14 protein-coding genes are annotated in these 16,430 nt (G+C 74.4%); 10 read left to right on the plus strand and 4 right to left on the minus strand.

From position 1 onward, the window contains the following. Together OG618_RS29260 and OG618_RS29265 are read left to right on the plus strand one after the other, a co-directional pair. Entirely contained in the window at window positions 1-363 is a 363-nt protein-coding gene (locus OG618_RS29260) for a glyoxalase (protein ID WP_329490559.1), read from the plus strand. 298 nt (window positions 364-661) lie between these two features. Then, entirely contained in the window at window positions 662-1,462 is an 801-nt protein-coding gene (locus tag OG618_RS29265; protein ID WP_380384441.1) for an SGNH/GDSL hydrolase family protein, read from the plus strand. Between the two features lie 118 nt (window positions 1,463-1,580). Here the strand turns inward: OG618_RS29265 and OG618_RS29270 are convergent, their stop codons facing one another. The 3 genes from OG618_RS29270 to OG618_RS29280 form a co-directional block, all read right to left on the minus strand. Beyond that, window positions 1,581-2,459 carry a nitroreductase/quinone reductase family protein gene (locus tag OG618_RS29270; protein WP_329490560.1) on the minus strand — a complete coding sequence of 293 codons (879 nt, stop codon included), beginning with the start codon at window positions 2,457-2,459 and terminating at the stop codon, window positions 1,581-1,583. Between the two features lie 321 nt (window positions 2,460-2,780). After that, the gene (locus tag OG618_RS29275; protein WP_329490562.1) at window positions 2,781-3,929 is read right to left on the minus strand and encodes a polysaccharide deacetylase family protein; all 1,149 of its coding nucleotides are present in this window, start codon (window positions 3,927-3,929) and stop codon (window positions 2,781-2,783) included. A 213-nt stretch (window positions 3,930-4,142) separates the two neighbouring features. Beyond that, window positions 4,143-5,972 carry an AMP-dependent synthetase/ligase gene (locus OG618_RS29280; RefSeq protein WP_329490563.1) on the minus strand — a complete coding sequence of 610 codons (1,830 nt, stop codon included), beginning with the start codon at window positions 5,970-5,972 and terminating at the stop codon, window positions 4,143-4,145. A 577-nt stretch (window positions 5,973-6,549) separates the two neighbouring features. Between OG618_RS29280 and OG618_RS29285 the strand changes: the two genes are divergently transcribed. The 6 genes from OG618_RS29285 to OG618_RS29310 all read left to right on the plus strand — a co-directional run bounded on the left by OG618_RS29285 (window position 6,550) and on the right by OG618_RS29310 (window position 12,708). Further along, window positions 6,550-9,507, plus strand: a complete 2,958-nt coding sequence (locus OG618_RS29285; RefSeq protein WP_329490564.1) for a sensor histidine kinase — start codon at window positions 6,550-6,552, stop codon at window positions 9,505-9,507. Beyond that, window positions 9,504-9,923, plus strand: a complete 420-nt coding sequence (locus OG618_RS29290; RefSeq protein ID WP_329490565.1) for a roadblock/LC7 domain-containing protein — start codon at window positions 9,504-9,506, stop codon at window positions 9,921-9,923. The genes OG618_RS29285 and OG618_RS29290 overlap by 4 nt, the downstream gene beginning before the upstream one ends. Window positions 9,924-9,931: 8 nt before the next feature. Next, entirely contained in the window at window positions 9,932-10,399 is a 468-nt protein-coding gene (locus tag OG618_RS29295) for a DUF742 domain-containing protein (protein ID WP_380384452.1), read from the plus strand. A 70-nt stretch (window positions 10,400-10,469) separates the two neighbouring features. Beyond that, window positions 10,470-11,018: a GTP-binding protein gene (locus OG618_RS29300; RefSeq protein ID WP_329492336.1), complete on the plus strand. Its 549-nt coding sequence runs from the start codon at window positions 10,470-10,472 to the stop codon at window positions 11,016-11,018. Window positions 11,019-11,678: 660 nt separating this feature from the next. Then, window positions 11,679-11,807, plus strand: coding sequence for a hypothetical protein (locus OG618_RS29305; protein ID WP_329490566.1), 129 nt, complete (start codon window positions 11,679-11,681; stop codon window positions 11,805-11,807). 82 nt (window positions 11,808-11,889) lie between these two features. After that, entirely contained in the window at window positions 11,890-12,708 is an 819-nt protein-coding gene (locus OG618_RS29310) for a winged helix-turn-helix domain-containing protein (RefSeq protein WP_329490567.1), read from the plus strand. Between the two features lie 76 nt (window positions 12,709-12,784). Here the strand turns inward: OG618_RS29310 and OG618_RS29315 are convergent, their stop codons facing one another. Continuing rightward, entirely contained in the window at window positions 12,785-13,567 is a 783-nt protein-coding gene (locus OG618_RS29315; RefSeq protein WP_329490568.1) for an IclR family transcriptional regulator, read from the minus strand. Between the two features lie 555 nt (window positions 13,568-14,122). Here OG618_RS29315 and OG618_RS29320 point away from each other — a divergent pair. Next, on the plus strand, window positions 14,123-15,205 hold the full coding sequence (locus OG618_RS29320) for an ABC transporter substrate-binding protein (RefSeq protein ID WP_329490569.1): 1,083 nt from the start codon (window positions 14,123-14,125) through the stop codon (window positions 15,203-15,205). Window positions 15,206-15,331: 126 nt separating this feature from the next. Then, complete coding sequence (locus tag OG618_RS29325) at window positions 15,332-16,360, plus strand: NrtA/SsuA/CpmA family ABC transporter substrate-binding protein (protein ID WP_442906963.1); 1,029 nt, start codon at window positions 15,332-15,334, stop codon at window positions 16,358-16,360. Window positions 16,361-16,430 lie beyond the last annotated feature (70 nt).

Raw genomic sequence — 16,430 nt, forward strand, 5'->3', positions numbered from 1 at the left:
GTGACGGTGCCGCATCCGGCAGGGCTCTTCCACCACGTCGAGCTCTGGGTGGACGACCTCGCCGCCGCCGAGGCGCAATGGTCCCCGGTGCTGCTCGCCCTCGGCTGCGAGCCGTTCCAGCAGTGGCCCCGGGGCCGCAGCTGGCGTCTGGGAACCGCCTACCTGGTGATCGAGCAGTCGACCGCGCTGCTCCCCGGCGGTCATCAGCGCCTGCGCGCCGGGCTCAACCACCTCGCCGTGCACGGCTCGCGCGCGGCGGCGGCCGCCGCCCTCGCGGCCGGGTGGACGGTCCGGGTGGACACCGGCGAGGCGGTGCACCTGATCAATGGTCAGGGCTTCGAGCTGGAGATCGTCTGCGCCTAGCGGCAGGCCTCGGTGTCCGCTCCCGCGCGGCGTCCGGCGGCCGTCCGCCCCGGATTCCCGGCCCCGGCACCGGCGGGTGAGTGCGCGACGGCCTCGTGACCGTCCCTCGATCGGGGCACCCCGACACCGGCGCCGCCGACGGCGCCGCCGGGGCCTGACCAGCGCACTTGCCGTATCCCGCCGCCGAGTTCACTCCACCGTCGTCAGACTGCCCGTCAATTGTCTTGGCATGACCACTTACCGAGCACCCTACTGCCTGGTATCACAGATGTGACTCACGTCACTCCCTGGAGGTGTCATGCTACGCCCCACCCGTGCCATGTCCATGGCCGCCCTCGCGGCTCTCCTCACGATGACCACCCTCTTCACCGCCTCGTCCGCCCACGCGGCCGGCGTGAACTACGCCGCCCTCGGCGACTCCTACGCCTCCGGCCTCGGCTCCGGCAGCTACACGAGCGAGAGCGGCAGCTGCAAGCGCAGCACCAACGCCTACGCCTACCTCTGGAAGAACGCGCACGCGCCGTCGTCCTTCTCCTTCGTCGCCTGCTCCGGTGCCAGAACCGGTGACGTCCTCAACAACCAGCTCTCGGTCCTGAACTCCGGCACGACGCTCGTCAGCATCAGCGTCGGCGGCAACGACGCGGGCTTCGCCAGCACCATGCAGACCTGCGTGCTGGACTCGGAGAGCGCCTGCCTCAACGCCGTCGCCGCCGCGAAGACCTACGCCAACAACACCCTGCCCGGCCAGCTCGACCAGGTCTACGCGGCCATCCACGCCAAGGCGCCCAACGCCCGCGTGGTGGTGCTGGGCTACCCGCACCTCTACAAGGTCGGCGGCAGCTGCATCTTCGGCATCGGCGACACCAAGCGGGCCGCCATCAACAGCGCGGCGGACGTCCTCGACGGTGTCATCGCCAAGCGGGCGGCCGACGCCGGCTTCGCTTTCGGTGACGTCCGGAGCGCCTTCACCGGGCACGAGATCTGCGCTTCCGGCACCACCTGGCTGAACAGCACGACCCTGCCCATCGAGGAGAGCTACCACCCGAAGGCCGCCGGGCAGTCGGGCGGCTACCTCCCGGTGTTCTCCGCGCAGGTCTAGCCGGCGCGGCAGCCGGTGTGCCGGCCGGTCCCGCCCACCTCCGGGGCGGGACCGGCCGGCGCCTCGCTCACGCCCCGGCTCACCGCCCCGGCTCACCGCCCCGGCTCAGCGCACCTGCTCACCGCCCCGGTGGGAAAGGGATGCCGGCGAGCACCGGCAGCAGCTCCCGCTCCTCGTGGTCCAGGTGCGCCTCCAGCTCGGCCGACATCCGGGCCAGCTCCGCCCGGAACCGCTCGGGTTCGGCCACCCCGATCCCGGCGAGCAGCTTCACCAGCCCGTCCTTGATCCGGCCGACCGAACGGTGCTCCTCGCCCAGCCGGGCGAGCGTCTCCCGCAGGTGCGGGTGGCTCCGCGCCAGCGCGGGGAAGATCGCGGCGTCCTCCCCGGTGTGGTGGTGGGTCAGCCCCGCGCAGAGCGCGAGGCAGTGCTGCCGGATCTGCAGCCCGAGGCCCGGCGGCCGGCCGTCACCGGCGGGCCCGGCCGCGAAGTGGGCCTCCGTCTCGGCCCGGACGTGCCGCAGCTGGGCACGCAGCCAGGTGTGCACCTCCAGCAGTTTTCCCGCCAGGTCGGCCACCTCGCGCGGCTCGGCCCCGGACCGTTCCAGTGCCACCACCGGCAGCACCCGTGCGGTGTGCGCCTGGTAGTCGCCGTACCCGGGGGCCGCCCGGACCACCGCCTCGAACAGTCGGTCCCGCCGGGCGCCCTCGGCCGGCACCGCGACGGCCTCGAACACCTCGGTGCCGAGCTCCACCCGGACCACGGGGTGGGCGAGCAGATTGCGGTACCACTGGGGGTGGTCCGGCGCCCCGGCCGCCGAGGCGACGACCAGCAGCAGACCGTCCGCGCGGACGTACCCGAGCGGCACGGTGTGGTCCTGTCCGGTCCGTGCGCCGGTGGTGGTGAGCAGCAGCAGGTCGCCGCCCTCGAAGGGGCCGCCGACCTCGCCGCCGTTGGTTCGGAATTCCTCGATGATCGCTTGGTTGAAAGACATGGGCATACGCCTGTGGAGTCTCCGGTGCATGGGGAGTGGAGGCCACGGCGCCGCATCGCACGAGCGCAACGGACCGAAGCGGGCGTACGGGCAGCGCCGCAGCCGCTTGGGTCAGATCAGGGAAGCGGAGTGAGAACTCATCGCGCATCGTCCCTCGGTCGAAGGTGCCCGCCCGGTCGCCGGCCGGCCCAGTTCTCTTTGGCCGACACCGCGCTGCACGCCCCCCATTACAGTCACCCGCCCACCCCGTGTCAACGAGCTCGATCAGGATCGAGGGCGGCGCGCGCCGCCGCTCTTCCCCCGGGGGAGCGGCGACGCGGGCTCGGGCTACCGCAGGTAGGAGGCCAGGCCGGCCGGCTTCAGCCCGGCGGTGTCGGCGGCGGCGAGGGCGCGCTGGAGGTCTCCGGCGAGGGTGTCGGTCCAGTGCATCAGGACGACGTCGCCGGGGGACAGGGTGCCCTCGTGCCAGATGTTGGAGGCACCCCAGCTGAAGTCGGCGTCGGCGGTCAGCACGTGCTGGATGCCGCAGTTGGCGGCTGCCTGCAGGGTGTCGGCGTTCCAGGCGAAGAACGGCGGGCGGAAGACGGTCGGGGCGGTGCCGAAGGTGCGGACCTGGGCGTCGCGGGCGTCGCAGATCTCGACCTGCTGCTCGGCCGGGCTGAGCGTGGTCAGATCCGGGTGGGAGACGCTGTGGTCCTGGATGGAGGAGCCGGGCACGGCGGTGACGCGGCGGAAGAAGTCGGGGTCGGTGGCGGCCGGCATGGGCAGCGGGAACGCGGTGATCGGCAGCTGGTGGTCGGCGATGAACCGCTCCGCCTCGGGGGTGCGCTGCCAGCCGTCGTCCACGGTGAAGAAGACGACCCGGTCGCTGGTCGGCACCGAGCCGGCGGCGGTGGCCGGAGCGGGCGCCGGACCGTCCACCCGGACGTCGTCGACGGCGAACGGACCCTGCTGGTACCAGCCGTGGACGTACAGCCGGACGGTGCGCGCGTCGGGACCGGTGGTGAACCGGGTGGTCAGCTTCTGCCAGCCGCCGTTGGTGGTCGCCGTCCAGGCCGGGGCGACATCGCGCCCGGTGCCGGTCACGCCGAGGTGGACGAAGGCGCCGCGGACCCAGGCCGAGGCGGTGTACGTGGTGCCGGGCCGGACGGAGACGGTCTGCGCGCACTCGCCGTTGGAGTCGTCGTTCGCCGGGGTGACGGCGAGGGCGGAGCCGCCGGAGTGCGGGGCGGTGGTGGTGACGGACGCCTCGGCGGGGCCGCCGGCGCAGCGCCAGCCGGGGACGCTGCCCCAGTCGGCGAGCGAGGAGGCGGGGATCTCGAAGCCCGGGTTGGTGGCCAGGTTGACGGCGGGCGCCGCGGCCCCGGCGGGTCCGGCGGAATCGGCCGAGGTAGAGGTAGAGGCCGACGCCGGGGCCGCGAGAGCGCAGACGGCGAGCAGCGTGCAGGCGGCGAGCGCCGACAGGCGTGAGGACATGGACACGTGAGGACTCCTGCGTGGGGGCAGTGGAGGACACGCCCGTGGGGAGGGCGTGTGGAACGGGGTGGAGCGCTCCCCGAGGGGCGGGAGCCGTGGGCGTGCCGCACTCAGACCGAGGCAAAACAATGGACTGGACCACTCGGATCGTCAAGGGAGTGACGTACCGTGAGCACGCCGCCCGCCCTGCCGCGAAAGTGACGAGACGGACCGTCAGGAGCTGTACAGTTCCTCGATGTCCGGCCGGTAGTACTCCGTGATCGCCGCCCGGCGCAGCTTCAGCGAGGGCGTCATCAGGCCCTGGTCGATCCCGAACTCGCGCGGCAGCAGCCGGAACGCGCGGATCGACTCGGCGCGGGAGACGGCGGTGTTCGCCGCGGCCACCGCCCGCTGGATCTCCGCGTGCAACTGCTCGTCGGAGAGCACCGCCCACGGGTCCAACTGCTCCCGGCCGTGCGACTTCAGCCAGTGCGCCAGGGCGGCCGGGTCGAGCGTGATCAGCGCGGCCACGTATGGGCGGTCGTCGCCGACCACCAGGCACTGCGAGACCAGCGGATGCGCCTGCACCCGCTCCTCCAGCGTGGCCGGGGCGAGGTTCTTGCCACTGCTGGTGACGATCAGGTCCTTCTTGCGCCCGGTGAGGGTGAGGTAGCCGTCCTCGTCCAGCCGGCCGAGGTCGCCGGTGCCGAACCAGCCGTCGTACAGCGACTCCTCGGTGCAGCTCGGGTGGTTGAGGTAGCCGCCGAAGACGCCGGAGCCGCGCACCCACACCTCGCCGTCGTCGGCGATGGCCACCGAGGCCCCCGGGACGGGGCGGCCGACCGTGCCGAGCTTCTGCCGGCCGGCCGGGTTGGCGGTGATCGCGGCGGAGGTCTCGGTGAGGCCGTAACCCTCGTACAGGCTGAGGCCGATGCCGGTGAAGAAGAGGGCGAGCTCCCGGTTGAGGGCCGAGCCGCCGCACATCACGCCGCGCACCCGGCCGCCGAGCACGGCCCGCAGTCGCGGGTAGACGGTCCGCTCGTACGCCAGGTGGCGCAGCCGCAGCCGGGGGCCCGGTCCGGGGCCGTGGCCCAGCGCGCGCTGCTCGCGGGCGGTGGCCCACTCGACGGCCACCTGCCGGGCCTGCTCGAAGAGTTCGCCCCGCCCGGCCTCCTCGGCCGCCCGCCGGGCCTGCTGGAACACCTTCTCGAAGACGTAGGGGACGAGGTGCAGGAAGGTCGGCCGGTACGCGGCGAGCGCGGGCAGCAGGGCCTCGGTGGAGACCTCGGGGATGTGCCCGATCCGGAAGCCGCCGCGGATCGCCGCGATCTGCACCATCCGGCCGTAGACGTGCGCCAGCGGGAGGAAGAGCAGGGTGGACGGCTGGCCGCCGCCGGTGTCCGCGAAGACCTCGGCCCAGCCGTCCAGCAGGGCGTCGGCCGCCGAGGCCAGGTTGGCGTGGGTGAGCATGCAGCCCTTGGGGCGGCCGGTCGTCCCGGAGGTGTAGACGATGGTGGCGACGTTCTCGGCCGCGACGCCGAGCCGCTGGCGGTGGACGAGCGAGTCGGGCACCCCGCGGCCGTCCTCGGTGATCGAGTCGACGCAGCCCCGGTCCAACTGCCAGATGCCGGTGAGGTCGGGGAGCGCGTCGCAGACCGCGCCGACCGTCATGGCGTGGTCCTCGTCCTCGACCAGGCAGGCCACCGCCTGGGTCTCGGCGAGGATCCAGCGGACCTGCTCGGGCGCCGCGGTCGGGTAGATCGGGACGGTGATCGCGCCGATCGACCAGAGCGCGTAGTCGAACAGCGTCCACTCGTAGCGGGTGCGGGACATCAGCGCGACCCGGTCGCCGTACCGGACGCCCCGGGTCAGCAGGCCCTTGGCGAGCGCCAGCACCTCGTCCCGGAAGGCGGCCGCGGTGACCTCGTGCCACTGCGGGTCGCCGTCCGTCCGGCGGGCCAGCTGGACCAGGCCGGACATGCGTTCGGCGGTGTCGTAGAGCGAGTCGGCCAGCCCGCCGGTGGCCGGTGGTCCGGTCGGTGCGGGGGAGCTGAACTCGCGCACATTGCCCCCGATCCCGTTGTGGCCCCTGCCTGCCGGGCCCGTACGGGCGTCCGGATCGGCGGCGCGCTGAACGGTCGGGCAGGTGGAGCGAAACTATCGGATTGCTCTGTCACTGCCCAGGGGTGTGACCGTGACGCGACGAGATCGGCACCGGCCCGTAGGGAAAGTGCCGTGGCGGGGGATGGTCGGGGGTGGGCGGCCGAGGGGTGAATCCGGGATGACCGGGATCATTCGGACATCATCGGGCCGGGGGTCGGGAGAGGGCGGGTTCGACCCTCGAACGAGTGGTCAGGGCGTAGTAGGCTCTCGCAGACCTGCGGCCGAGGCCTCGCCGACCGGCCTGGTCCGACCGCCGGAAACCAGGACGAAAGCCCTGGTTGACAGCCGTGAGCCACCCTGGTCCACAGCCCCGGACAACGACCCCGAACGACAGCCCCACCCGAAGGGCTCGCCCGAGGTCGCGCACCACCCCGCATCACCGCCGCCGTACCGTCACCGCCACCGCCAGCCCGCCTCTGCCGACCGCCCCTTCGAACCGCTCCCCGTCCGCGCCTGGCACTTCCCGACCGAGGACTCCATGCGTCTGCGCAGCAGCTCGATCCGCGCGAAGATCATCGCGCTGCTCCTGGTGCCCATCGTCGCGCTCACCGCCCTGTGGGTGTACGCGACGCTCGCCACCACCGGTGACGTCTGGAGCCAGTTGGCGGTCAGCAGTACGTACAAGGAGTTCGGCAAGCCGGTCGACCAGTACGCGTACGACCTGCAGAACGAGCGCCGCGCCGCCGTCCAGCGGCTGGCCGACCCGAGCTCGCGGGCTGCCCGGGACGCCTTCGAGCAGGCCCAGGCCGTCACCGACCGGGACCTCGTGACGCTGCGGCTGAAGAAGACCGACGACGGGGGCAAGCTCGACGCGGCGCAGCGCGGCCGTTACCTGCAGATCCTCGCGGCCGCCGACCAGCTGACCCCGCTCCGCAGCCAGATCAACCGCTCCTCGCTCAACTGGGAGTTCGCGCTCGGGCAGTACAGCGACCTCGTCAAGCCCACCTTCGGCTTCCGGTCCGCCTTCGTCGCCCGCCAGAGCGGCCAGCTGCCGCGCCAGGGGACGATCCTGATCGAGCTGGCCCGGGCCCGCGAGTACCTCTCCCAGGAGGACGCGGCGATGGAGGGCCTGAGCACCGCCTCCGGTCGGCCCACCGCCGAGCAGTACCAGGTCGCGATCGACGCCCTGCACAACCAGCAGGCGCTGTTCACCGTCTACATCGCCGAGCTCGACCCGGCCGACCAGAGCGACTACATCGCGCTGCGCGGCGGCGAGGCCTGGGCGGCGCTGTCCCGCGCCGAGGCCGACTTCGTGGGCGCGGGCGGGCCGGAGCGGGTGGTCCAGGCGATCAACGGCGACTCCTGGCGGGAGACCGCCGACCGCGCGCTGGGGGACCTCGCCGCCATCAACACCCGGCTGGCCGGGGCGATCGGCGACCGGGAGCGCTCGTACGCGATCGGGCTGCTCTGGCGCGGCGGCATCGCCGGTGCGATCGGCCTGGTCGCGGTGGTGCTGTCGGTGATGATCTCCTACCGAATAGGCCGGGGCCTGGCCCGCGAGCTGATCGGCCTGCGCAACGCGGCCAACGAGCTGGCCGGCACCCGGCTGCCCTCGGTGATGCTGCGGCTGCGCAAGGGCGAGGCGGTGGACGTCGCGACCGAGGCGCCGGAGCTGCAGTTCGGCTCGGCCGAGATCGGCCAGGTCGGGCGGGCGATCAACGCCGTCCAGCGGGCCGCCGTCGAGGCCGCCGTCGAACAGGCGGACCTGCGGCGCGGCGTCTCCGCGGTCTTCGTCAACCTGGCCCGCCGCAGCCAGGTGCTGCTGCACCGCCAGCTGACGCTGCTGGACACCATGGAGCGCCGCACCGAGGACCCGGCGGAGCTGGAGGACCTCTTCAAGGTCGACCACCTCACCACCCGCATGCGCCGCCACGCCGAGGGCCTGATCATCCTGGCGGGCGGCTCCCCGGGCCGGGCCTGGCGCAAGCCGGTGCGGATGGTGGACGTCGTCCGTGCCGCCGTCGGCGAGGTCGAGGACTACGCGCGGGTGATCGTCCGGCCGTTCCCCGGCACCGGGCTGCTCGGCAGCGCGGTCGCGGACGTCACCCACCTGATCGCCGAGCTGGTCGAGAACGCCGCGGTGTACTCCCCGCCGAGCACCCAGGTGACCGTCCAGGGCGAGGTGGTGGCCCACGGCTTCGCGCTGGAGATCGACGACCGGGGGCTCGGGCTGAGCGAACTCGCGCTCGCCGAGATCAACGAGCGCCTCGCGGTGGAGCAGGAGTTCGACCTCGCGGACACCGACCGCCTGGGCCTCTTCGTGGTCAGCCGGCTGGCCCGCCGGCACGGCATCCGGGTCCACCTGCGGCCGTCGCCGTACGGCGGGACGACCGCGGTGGTGCTGATCCCGCGCGAGCTGCTGGCGGAGGCGTCGGACGGGCCGCCGGCCGGGGCGGCTCCCGGCCGGCGTGCGGTGCCGGCCGGGCAGGGCGAGCGCGACCTGGTCGTGGTGCCGCCGCCGGGCGGCGCGGGTACGGCGGGCGGTGCGAGCGGCGCGGCCGACGGCGGGCCGGGGCCGGAGGCCCGCCGGGCCGCCGGGACCGCGTCCGACCAGGGAGGACGCCACCGGGGGAGCGGCGGCCCGCGGCCGTCGGCACCCGAAACCACCCGTACCCCGGGCGGTCTGCCGCGGCGGGCGCGGAACAGGACCGGGCCGACGCTGGTCACGGCCTCGCCGGACGAGGCGGTCCGGGGCCCGGGCCGTCACCGCCGGGAGGGCCTGGCCGCGCCGGAGGGCGCCGAGGCCGGACCGCAGGACGCCCGTGCCGCCGGCGGGCCGGACCGCACGCCGGCCGGGCAGCAGCCGCCGGCCGCCTTCCCCTCCGCCAGGCTGTCCTCGGTCGGTCGGCCCCCGGTCGGGCGGCCGGAAGCCGGGCTGCCCGAGGCCGGGCGATCCATGGCAGCGCAGCCCCCGGCAGAGCAGCCCTCCGCCGGGCAGGCGGCCGACGGTCCTCGCGCCGGCGGGCCCGGTCCACTGCCGCGCCGCGTCCGGCAGGCCAGCCTCGCGCCCCAGCTCCGGGAGCGCGCCGTCCAGGAGCCCGAGCGGTCGGCCGCCGAGACCGCCCGCGAGCGCTCGCCGGAGGAGGCGCGGGCGACGTTCGCCTCCTTCCAGCGCGGCTTCACCCGGGGCCGCGGTTCGGCCGCCCCCGTCCCGCCCGCCCGGCCGGCCGCCGTGCCCGCGTGGCAGCCGCCGGACCCGAACCGGCGCGCGATCGCACCGGCCCCGGCCCCGGCGGCCCTGCCCGCCCCGCCGCCCGGCGACCGGGCCCCGCTCGCCCGCTGGGTACCGGGCGCGTCGCCCGCCCCGGGCCCCGCACAGACAGCACCCTCGACACCCGCGGTACCGGCACCACCTGCAGCATCCGCAGTGAAGGCACCACCCGCAGTGAAGGCACCACCCGCACCACCCGCTCCAGCGGAAGGAAGAGATTCATGACCACTTCGACGCAGTCGTCCGGGGACCTCAACTGGCTTCTCGACGATCTCGTGGGGCGCGTCGCGGCCCTGCGGCACGCGGTGATCCTGTCCAGTGACGGGCTGGCCACCGGGGCCTCCCGCGACCTCGACCGCGAGGACGCCGAGCACCTGGCCGCCGTCGCGGCCGGCTTCCACAGCCTGGCCAAGGGCGCCGGCGGGCACTTCAAGGTCGGCGGTGTCCGCCAGACCATGGTCGAGCTGGACGAGGCCTTCCTCTTCATCACCGCGGCCGGCGACGGCAGTTGCCTGGCGGTGCTGAGCGAGGCCGAGGCCGACATCGGCCAGATCGCCTACGAGATGGCCCTGCTGGTCAAGCGGGTCGGCGAGCACATGGCCGCCGAGCCGCGCACCGAAGCCGCCCCGCCGGGGAGATGAGCGGCCCGATGGCGGAGGAGGAGCCCGAGCTGGAACAGGACGCCCCGGCCGGGGACGAGTCCGGGGTCGACCTGTTCCAGCCGCGCACCCCGGTCGACGACCGGTGGTTCGACGACGAGGCCGGTCCGGTGGTGCGGCTGTACTCGATGACCCGGGGCCGTACCCGCCCGGTCGAGGATGGCCTGTTCGACCTGATCTCGCTGATCACCGTCGCCGAACCCGGGCCCCGGGCCGGGGCGGTGCCCGCGCTGGTGCTCGACCCGGAGCACCAGACCATCCTGACCTGGTGCCGCCGCGAGCCGCTGTCCGTCGCCGAGCTCGGCTCCTACACCGACCTGCCGGTCAGTGTGGTCCGTGTGCTGCTCGGCGACCTCTACGACGCCGAGCTGATCAGCGTCACCCGACCCGTTCCGCTCGCCGAGCTGCCGGACGAGCGCCTGCTGCGAGACGTGATCAATGGACTCCGTGCGCTCTGACCACCACGAGAACGCCGCCGCCGGTGCCACGGCCAACGACCCGCCCTGGCGGGGCGGTCCGGCGGTCGCGGTGAAGATCCTGGTCGCGGGCGGCTTCGGCGCGGGCAAGACCACGCTGGTCGGCTCGGTGAGTGAGATCCGCCCGCTGCGCACCGAGGAGGAGCTGAGCGAACTCGGCCGCCCGGTGGACGACACCGCGGGGGTGGAGGCCAAGCGGACCACCACCGTGGCGATGGACTTCGGCCGGATCGACCTGCGCGCCGGGCTGGCGCTCTACCTGTTCGGCACCCCGGGGCAGGACCGGTTCTGGTTCGTCTGGGACGAGCTGGCGCGCGGTGCGCTCGGTGCGGTGGTGCTCGCCGACACCCGCCGACTGGCGGACTGCTTCCCCTCGGTGGACTTCTTCGAGCAGCGCGGCATCCCCTTCGTGGTGGCCGTCAACTGCTTCGACGGCACCGAGCTGTTCGCCGCCGAGGAGGTCCGGGACGCGCTCGACCTGGACCCGGGGATCCCGGTGCTGCTCTGCGACGCCCGCCGGCGCGAGGACGGCAAGGACGTGCTGGTCGCCCTGGTCGAGCACGTCGGCGCACAGCGAAGGGGCGGCGCGGGCCGGTCCTGACCGGTGCTCTGCCGATCAGGCCCGGCGCAGAAGCCGGGGAGCCCGGGTGGTCGCAGGCGGCCGCCAGGAGCCGTCGTCTCATTCGGGCGTCCGTATGCCGGACGTCCGCCGGTCGGAAGGTTGCCTAGACCGGGTCCGGCGTGGAAGGCTCTGGACGAAGGCCGCCCGGCCCTGCGGTTCGGGATGCCTCGGAGCACACCGGAACGCCGCGGGAAGCCCGGCGGCGCACCACGACGCACCGCTCACGCGACCGCGTCCAGGACCATGGGGAGGGCAGTACCGTGACCGTCGACCACCGCCGCGCCGCGGCCGCGCCGGCCCCGGTCACGCCGGCCCTGACGATCCGCCGGTACATCGACCACGCGCTGATCTGCAGCGCCTGCTGTCGGTGACGGACCGGCCGACCTCCCGGTAGCCCGACGGACTTCGCGGCCCACCCGGTCGTGGAGCATGTCTCTGACGCTTCGTCAATCCGTAGGCCCAGCCGCACCGGACGCCGGTGTCCGGCCGTGCCGCCGTTTCCCATGCCCGCTCTCGCGGAGACCATCAGTGAACCTCGCCCGCCCCATCACCACCCCTGCTGCTGCCATGCCTGCCGGCGTGCCGGGAGCGTCGCACCGCGTGCGGTGCAACGGTCCGTTCACATGGTTGAATGGGCGCATGAGCAACGTCGTGGACAGCAGCCGAGGTCACCTCGACCTTGAGCCGTTCTGGCCGTCCCGGCAGCCGCACCTGTTCGACCAGACGTGTCCGGGCTCGCCCAGCGCGTCCCGGCCCGCCGTCCGCTGACCTCGGTTCAGCCCCCGGCAGTACACCCGGTCGACGCGCAGACGACTCCACCCCGTCCGTCACGCGCGAAATGAGCGGCACCATGTCTTCCTCCTCCACGGCCACCCTTCCCCTTCCCGCCGCGACCCCGCACCTGCGCGCGGTCCGCTCCGTCCCGTCGAGCGCCGAACGATGGCACGGCGCCACGATCCCGCCGCACCCCGCCGCCCCCCAGCACCAGTCGGGGCCGCACCACCAGGTCGGCCAGGCGCCGTCGCACTTCGTGGCGCCCGCCCCGGTCGCGGCCCCGGCGCCGCAGGGCGGCCAGGTCGCGCAGGCCCTGCTCGCCGCGCTGCCGGAGGGGGCCACCGTCGTCGCCGCGCTCCCGCAGGGGGCGCTGCCGCAGTCCCTGCTCGCCCAGTACGGCGCGCAGTTCGGCGCCTCGGCCGGCCATCCGATGGTCGGCTACCTGGTGCTGGTGCCCGCCGAGGGCGGCGCGCCGCTCGGCGGCGCCGCCGCGGTCGGCCCCGGCCAGCACGTTCAGGGCGCCCCGCTCCTCGCCGCGCAGGCGCCGGACCCGACCCAGCCCCGCGCTCAGGTCCAGCCGCAGGCCGCCCGCCCGGTCCGGCCCGCCGGTCACGGCATCTCGGTCGACACCGAGCGGCGCAACGCCTACGTCGACGGGCGGTTGCTCGACCTCACCTACCTGGAGTTCGAGCTGCTGGCGCACCTGACCGAGCACCCGCAGCGGGTGCACACCCGTGACCACCTGGTCTCCGCCGTCTGGGGCTACGGCCACGTGGGCGACGGCCGCACGGTGGACGTGCACGTGGCGCGCCTGCGCCGCAAGCTCGGCGCGGCCTACCGCGACAGCATCGTCACGGTCCGCCGGGTCGGCTACAAGTACACCCCGGTGGCGTGACCCGCTGCTGAATCCCGTCGTCACGGGCCGGGCGTTCCTTCGAACGCCCGGCCCGTGACGCATGAATGACGGTCGGTCAGGCCCGTTGGTCGGGCGGCAGCAGCAGGACGGCCAGTGCGGCGGCGCAGGTCCGCGCGTGCCCCAGGAACCAGTCCAGCCGGTCGTCGGTCAGGTGCGCCGGAGTCGAGCGGACGGCCAGCGCGAACCGGGCCTGCCCGGCGCCGTCCAGTACCGGGACGGCCACGGTGCGGACCCCGGCCGCCGACTCGCCGTCGTTGAGCGCGTAGCCGGCGGCCCGCACCTTCGCCAACTCCTCGTCGAGCCGGGCGGGTTCGGTGATGGTCCGGTCGGTGAACGGCAGCAGCGGGCCGATCGTCGAAGGCTGCGGCTCGCCGGGGCGCGGCCAGCCCAGCAGGACCTTGCCCAGCGCCGTCGAGTGCAGCGGGCGCCGCAGTCCGAGCCCGGTGTCCGGGCGCACGGAGGCGCCGACCAGGATGACCGCGTGCGGGCCGCTGCGGATCGCGAGGTCCGCGGTGGCCCCGGTGCGCTTGGCGAGCAGGTCCAGTTCGGGTGCGGCCAGGTGCAGCCCCCGCTGGTGGAAGCTGAGTTGGCCGAGTTCGGCGACGGCCGGGCCGAGCCGGTACCGGGCGGTCTGCTCGTCCTGCTCCAGGAAGCCGGCGCTGACCAGGGTGCGGGCCAGTCGGTGCGCGGTGGAGACCGAGAGGTCCATCCGGCGGGCCAGGTCCGAGGCGCTCAGGTCGGGGCCGTTGTCGTGGAAGCAGTGCAGGAGCCCGAGGGCCCGCTGGACGGCCTGTGCACCGGTCGGCGGGCTCTGGACGGCGGTGGCGGCCTCGGCCATGGCACCTCGCGTTCGGTCCGGCGCCCCGGCGGGTCCACCGGGGTCGGTTCCAGACTATGGCAGCCGCTGCTGCGGAATTGTGTCGGTGGCATTGCAATGGGATGGCGTTGATGAACAACTGATCCCACGATGTGGCAAAAGCTTGCTTCGCGCTCCCTCGCCGTGGAACGCTCGGCACATCGCCCCGGACGGCCCCGTCCGGAGCCCGAGTTGTCGCCCGGACCACCCAACCGGCAGGAAGGAGCAGCGCCGTGACGACCCACCGGTGCTCCGCCCCCTGCACCTGTTGTCGCTGACCCGCCGTAGCCCCCGAGCCGGTCGAAACGCCGCACCGCGCCCCGGGCCCTCCCAGGTCGGTGCCCTCCCGCACCGCCATGGGCCCGTCGCCCGGCCGCGTCACGGCCGGACCGCCCGCCCGCTCCCCACTCGGTTCCCCGGTCGGCCCCCGTGCAGCCCGCTGCTCAGCCCTCCGCTCAACCCTCTCCCTCCGACCGACCACGCCCGGTGCCGCGCCCCGCCGCTGCCCGTATCCGCCCAGCCAGAGGACCCGCCACCGTGCCCAGCCACGCCCGCTCCACCGCCGATGCCGCCCCCTCCGACGCCGCACCCGCCGCGGCGGCCGGTGTCGCAGCCGACGCCCCGGACACGCTCTGGTTCACCCGCTGCCCCGTCCCCACCGCCACCGGCATCGCCGCCGACCAGGGCCGCTTGGCCCGGGAGTTCGCCGCCGACGGCATCACCGTCCGCTCGCTCCAGGACGCCCCGCCGGAGGTGGCCGCCGACCACCACTACACCCACGCCCTCACCGGCCTGTTCCGCGAAGGCGGCAACGTGCCCGCGCTCTGGGCCCGTTCGCGCGGCGAGCGGACCCGGCTGATCGGTCTCACCTGGATCGAGGAGCGTCAGGTCGTCCTGGTCCGGGCCGGCAGCGGGATCGGCTCGCCCGGGCAGCTGCGCGGGCTGCGACTGGCCGTCCCACGCCATGGGATCGGCATCGACTTCTGGCGGGCGATGGCCCTGGCCGGCCTGCACGGCGCCCTCGCCACGGCCGGACTCACCCTGGACGAAGCCGAGTTGGTCGACGTCCCGGCCGCCCCGGGCGGTGGGCAGTGGGCCGCCGAACTGGCCGCGCTGCGCGACGGCGTGGTGGACGCGGTGTACGTCAAGGGTGCGCTGGCCGTCGAGGCGGCCCGTCGGATCGGCGCCGAGGTCGCGATCGAGCTGGACGCCGTGCCGGACCGCCGCAGCCGGGTCAACAACGGCACACCGCGCCCGGTCACCGTCCACCAGCGGCTGCTGGACGAGCGTCCCGACCTGGTCGCCCGCTTCCTGGCCGTCCTCCTGGAGGCCGCCGACTGGGCCGCCGGGAACCCCGCCGAGGTGGCCCGGATCCTGCGGGCCGAGACCGGCGCCGGCGCCGAGGGCGTCGCCGGGGCCTACGCGGCGGGCGGTCACCGCACCCTGCACCTCGACCTCTCGCAGGAGCGCCTCGGCCTGTTGGAGCAGCAGGAGCGCTTCCTGCGCCGCCAGGGCTTCCTCGCCGCCCCCGTCGACGTCGCCGCCTGGGCGGACCCCGAGCCGCTGCGCGCCGCCCGCGCCCTGCTCGCCGCCCGCCGCGCCGCGGCCGGGCCGGCCTGAGGCCGCTCACCCCACGCCGCCGCCCCACCCGCCGCGCCGCCCTGTCCGCGTCGCTGTCCTGCCCCCGCCGCCCCCGCCGCTGTCCTGCCCTCTGCCGCGCCCGCCGGCCTGCCGATCCCCCTGGAGCTGACCGTGAAGACCCGCCGCCTCGCCCTCGCCGCCACCGCGTTGCTCACCACCACCGCCCTGGCCGCCTGCGGTTCGTCCGCCGGTGGCGCCAAGGCCTCCGCCGACGGGGGAGGCAGGGCCGAGGTGGTGCTGCGTCTGCCGGACCCGGGCAACAGCGGCTTCCTCGCCCTGGGCAAGAAGGACGGCTCGCTCGACCGGGCCCTCGCCGCCGTCCACGCCAAGGTCGCCTGGACGGGGAGCGCCGGCCCGTTCGCCCCCGCCGCCCAGGCGCTCTCCGCCGACCAGCTCGACGTCGCGCTGGGGTCGATCACCTCGGCCGTCGCCGCCCTGGCGCAGAAGCCAGGCTTCAAGCTGTTCGCCCAGACGGCGCCGGACGGCGTGGGCGAGGGCATCCTGGTGAAGAACGACTCGCCCATCAAGTCCGTCCAGGACCTGGCCGGCCGGAAGGTCGCGGTGAGCCAGGGCGGCACCAGCGAGTACCTGTTGCTCAAGGCCCTGGAGAAGAGCGGCGTGCCGGCCGATCGGGTCGAACGCGTCTACCTGCGCGCCGACCAGACCTCGGGCGTCTTCAACTCCGGCCAGGTGGACGCCTGGGCGACCTGGAACACCTTCTCCACCCCGTCGATCGCCAACTCCGGCGCGCACTTCCTGGTCAACGGCAAGGAGGTCGGCTCCGACAACTACGCGGTCTGGGCGGTGCGCAACGGCTTCGCCGACAAGCACCCGGAGGTGGTCAAGGCCTTCTACGCCTACCTGCACGACGGCGGCCTGAAGGAGAAGGCGGACCCGGCGGGCTACCTCAACGTGTTCACCGACTCCGGGCCGACCGCCGTCACCCCCGCCGAGAAGGAGATCGCGGTCGCCGTCACCCGGCAGAGCGCCACCGCCGACGTCATCACCGAGGCCGACACCGCCCGTTTCGCCACGGTGGCGGCGTTCTTCGCCGACCAGAAGGTCACCAAGCAGCTGGTCGACGTCAAGCCGTACCTGATCGACATCGCCACCCTCGCGGACGGTGCCAAGTGAGCACCGTGACCGATGCGCCCGCCGTCACCCGGGAGGCCACCGGGGACGCCACCGTAGGCGCCACCGGGGC

The organism is Kitasatospora sp. NBC_01246, assembly GCF_036226505.1.
GTDB lineage: Bacteria > Actinomycetota > Actinomycetes > Streptomycetales > Streptomycetaceae > Kitasatospora.